A 3,891-nucleotide genomic window follows, 5' to 3' on the forward strand; every position below is an offset into this window, starting at 1 on the left:
CTCGGCGCAGATGTCCTGGGCCTTCCAGCAGCGGGTCCGGAAACGGCAGCCCGAGGGCGGGTCCAGCGGCGAGGGTATCTCGCCCTGCAGGATGATCCGGTTGCGTTCGGCGCCGGTGACATCGAGTTTGGGGGAAGCAGACATCAACGCGGCCGTGTACGGGTGGCGGGGACGGTCGAAGACTTCCTCCGTGGCACCGGTCTCGATGATCCGGCCCAAATACATCACGGCCACCCGGTCCGCGACGTGGCGGACCACGGAAAGGTCGTGCGAGATGAACACGTAGGCCACCCCGAGCCGCTGCTGCAGGTCGTTGAGCAGGTTCAGCACCTGGGCCTGGACGGAGAGGTCCAGCGCCGAGACCGGTTCGTCCAGGATGATCACGTCGGGGTTCAGGGCTAGCGCGCGGGCGATGCCGATGCGCTGGCGCTGGCCGCCGGAGAATTCCTGCGGAGATTTCTTCGCGTCCGAGGGCCGCAGCCCCACCATGTGGAGCAGTTCCCGGACGCGGGCATCACGTTCCCTGGACGTGCGGTAGAGGTCCTTGTGTGCCCGCCACGGCTCGGAAATGATTTCTCCGGCGTTCATGCGGGCGTTCAGGGACGCGAACGGATCCTGGAAGACCATCTGCACGCGCCGGCGCCAGGCCAGCAGTTCCTTGCCGCGCATGCCGAAGGGGTCCTGTCCGTCGAAACGCACTGTCCCGGAGTCCGGCCGTTCCAGCATCATCAGGGTCCGGGCCAGCGTGGACTTGCCGCAGCCGGACTCGCCCACCAGGCCCAGCGTCTCGCCGCGCTCTACCGAGAGGCTGATGCCGTCCAGGGCACGCAGCCGGCTGTTGCCCGAGGGACCTTTGGGGACGTGGAAGGTCTTGGTGACGCCCTCGACTTCGAGCAGCGTCCCGCTCCCCTTGGGCCGGGTCAGTGTTTCAGTCATTGTCCAGCTCCTCGCTGAAGTGGCAGGCCGCAGCCCGCACGGTGACAGGCAGTGCCGTGGCCGTGGCAGGCCGCACGGAATGGCGGCCCGGGTTCCCGCCGCCGTCGTTGATTGGCAGCAGTTCCGGGCGCTGGGCCCGGCAGATCTCCTGCACCATCGGGCAGCGCGACTGGTAAACGCAGCCGGGCGGGATGTTGTGCAGTTCGGGCGGGCTGCCGGGAATGGAGTTCAGCTCACCGCCGCGTTCGGCGTTGACCGGCACTGATTCCAGCAGGCCCTTGGTGTAGGGGTGGCGGGGGTTGGAGAAGACATCGGCCACGCGCCCGGTCTCCACCACATTCCCCGCATACATGATCGCCACGGTATCGGCTTCTTCGGCAACAACGGCCAGGTCGTGGGTAATGAGCACTACCGCCATGTCGCTTTCCTCGCGGAGACTGCGCAACAGGGCCATGATCTGGGCCTGGACCGTGACGTCCAGGGCCGTGGTCGGTTCGTCCGCGATCAGCAGCCGCGGGTTCAACGCCACCGCCATCGCGATCAGGATCCGCTGGCGCATGCCGCCGGAGAACTGGTGCGGGTACGCGTTAACCCGGGACTCCGGCTCCGGGATGCCCACGCGTTTCATCAGTTCGATGGCCTTTTCCTTGGCCTGCTTCGCGGAGAGTTTGTGGTGGATCCGGAAGGCCTCGCCCAGCTGCGTGCCCACCGGATAAACCGGGTTCAGGGCGGTCAACGCGTCCTGGAACACGATGCCCAGCTCCGGTCCGGCGAACTTGCGCCGCTGCCGCGGACTCAACGCGGCCAGGTCCGTCCCGTTCAGGAGAATCTGCCCGCCGGTCACGTCCGCGATTGGATCCAGCAGCCCGGCAACGGCCTTGGCCGTCATGGACTTGCCGCAGCCGGACTCGCCCAGCAGCGCCAGGGTCTCCCCGGCGCGGGCCTCGAAACCCACGTTGTCCACCGCGCGCACCGTGCCGCGGCCCGTGCGCAGGTCCACGGTCAGTCCCTCGACTTTCAGCACCGTGGTGCCGCTCTGCCCGGCCGTAGCCGGCGAGGCCTGGGTGAGAGCGCTCATTACTTCGACTCCTCGGTCTTGACAGGAATACGGGCGATCAGGCGTTTGCGCGGCAGCGCCAGACGCCAGCGCTGCGCCGGATCGGTAGCGATCCGCAGCCAGGCCGCCAGCACGTTCGCGGCGATGGTAGTGATCACGATGGCCAGCCCGGGGAAGATGGAGAGCCACCACGCGGTCTGCAAATACTGCCGGCCCTGGGCCACCATCAGGCCCCAGCTCACGTCCGGCGGCTGGATGCCGATACCCAGGAAGCTCAAGGAAGACTCGGCCAGCATGACATAGCAGAACTCCAGCGTGGCGAGCGTCAGCAGGGTCGGCAGCACCACCGGAATGACGTGCCGGCCGATGATGGCGTTGGGCCTGGCACCGAAAGTACGCGCCGCGTCCACGAAGGTCCGGCTCTGCAGCTCGGCCGACTCGGCGCGGGCGGTACGCAGATAAATCGGGATGCGGGTGATCGCCAGGATCAGCACAATGTTGGCGACGCTGGGGTTGAAAACATAGAGCACGACGACGGCGAGCAGCAGCGAGGGGAAGCTCATGATCACATCGGCGATGCGCATCGACACGGTCTCGCGCCAGCCACGGTGATAGCCGGCCCATACTCCCCAGAGGGAACCGATGACCAGCGCAACGCCGACGGCGGGCAGCGCCACGGAGATCGTGGTCCTGGTGGCCACCACCAGGCGGCCGAGAACGCTGCGGCCGAGCGAGTCGCTGCCCAGGAAGTACTCCCAGCCGTTGGCCAGGGTGAACGGCGCCTTGTTCGCGAACATGAGGTTCTGTTTGGTAGCCAGGTCTCCCATCAGCATGGGGCCGAAGATCGCCACCAGGCCGACGAAGACCAGTACGGCGGCGGCTACGGTGGCGAACTTATCGCGCAGCAGCAACCGGAAGAGGCTGAGCTTCTTGTCCGAACTGTCGGCTTTCGCGCCCTTGGGGTCGCTGCCGGGCGGCGGAGAATCCGGGAGGGTGGTGTCAGGTTGTGAAGCGTTAGCGTGCGGCGGCTCGTGGCCGGAGACGGTGATGGGCGTGGTCATGGGTTCCTCCTACGCCTTCACTGTGGCCGGGCGGACGCGTGCATCCAGCAGCGCATAACCCAGGTCAATGAGGATGTTCAGGACAAAGATTGCAATGGCGGTCAACAGGACCGCTGCCTGCAGGACCGCGAAGTCGCGTTGCAGGATGGAATCGATCATGAGCTTGCCGATGCCGGGCCAACCGAAGATGGTTTCCACCACCACCGCCCCGTTGACCAGGCCCACGGTCAGATCGCCCGCCACGGTCAGCGCCGGGGCCGCGGCGTTGCGCAGAGCATGGTGGGTGACCACCCGCACGTCCCCGGCGCCCTTGCTGCGGGCCAGCTTGATATACGGCTCGGACAACGCGGACACCATGGCGCCGCGGACAATCTGGACCAGAACACCGAACGGCCGCAACAGCAGCGTCGCAATCGGCAACACCCACGCCGACGCGCCGCCAACACCGGAGGTCGGCAACCAACCCAGCGTGATGGCAAAAATCCAAATCCCGACAATGGCGAGCCAGAAGTCCGGGATGGAAGCCGCGGCCATGGACACGAAGCTGGAGATACGGTCCGCGATGCCGTTGGGCTTCAACGCCGCCCAACAGCCAACGATCACGGCCAGGACGATGGCCAGCACCATAGTCGTGGCGGCCAACTGCAGGGTGGCCGGGAAAGCCCGCAGCGCCATGGCTGCCGCAGGCTCCCCCGTCCTGAGGGACTCACCGAAGTCCAGCCTGAGGACCCCGCCGAAGTAATCGGCCATCTGTGTCAGCAGCGGTTGGTCCAAACCATGACGGGCGGTAAAGTCCGCCCGCATCTGGTCCGTGGCATTCAGCGGCAAATACAGGTT

At 66.5% G+C, this 3,891-nt stretch carries 4 protein-coding genes; all 4 read right to left on the reverse strand.

The window, feature by feature from the left end; translation table 11 throughout:
* On the reverse strand, positions 1–936 hold a 936-nt coding region (locus AC3A4M_RS22765; protein WP_498738895.1), incomplete at its 3' end, for an ABC transporter ATP-binding protein.
* Positions 929–2,014 carry an ABC transporter ATP-binding protein gene (locus AC3A4M_RS22770; RefSeq protein ID WP_498738897.1) on the reverse strand — a complete coding sequence of 362 codons (1,086 nt, stop codon included), beginning with the start codon at positions 2,012–2,014 and terminating at the stop codon, positions 929–931. The genes AC3A4M_RS22765 and AC3A4M_RS22770, both read right to left, overlap by 8 nt.
* Positions 2,014–3,054, reverse strand: a complete 1,041-nt coding sequence (locus AC3A4M_RS22775; protein ID WP_498738899.1) for an ABC transporter permease — start codon at positions 3,052–3,054, stop codon at positions 2,014–2,016. Before AC3A4M_RS22775 ends, AC3A4M_RS22770 begins: the two co-directional genes overlap by 1 nt.
* 9 nt (positions 3,055–3,063) lie before the next feature.
* Positions 3,064–3,891 (reverse strand): ABC transporter permease (locus AC3A4M_RS22780; RefSeq protein WP_498738901.1); only part of this gene is annotated, 828 nt, incomplete at its 5' end.

Source organism: Arthrobacter sp. Soil_C_60 (genome assembly GCF_057656375.1).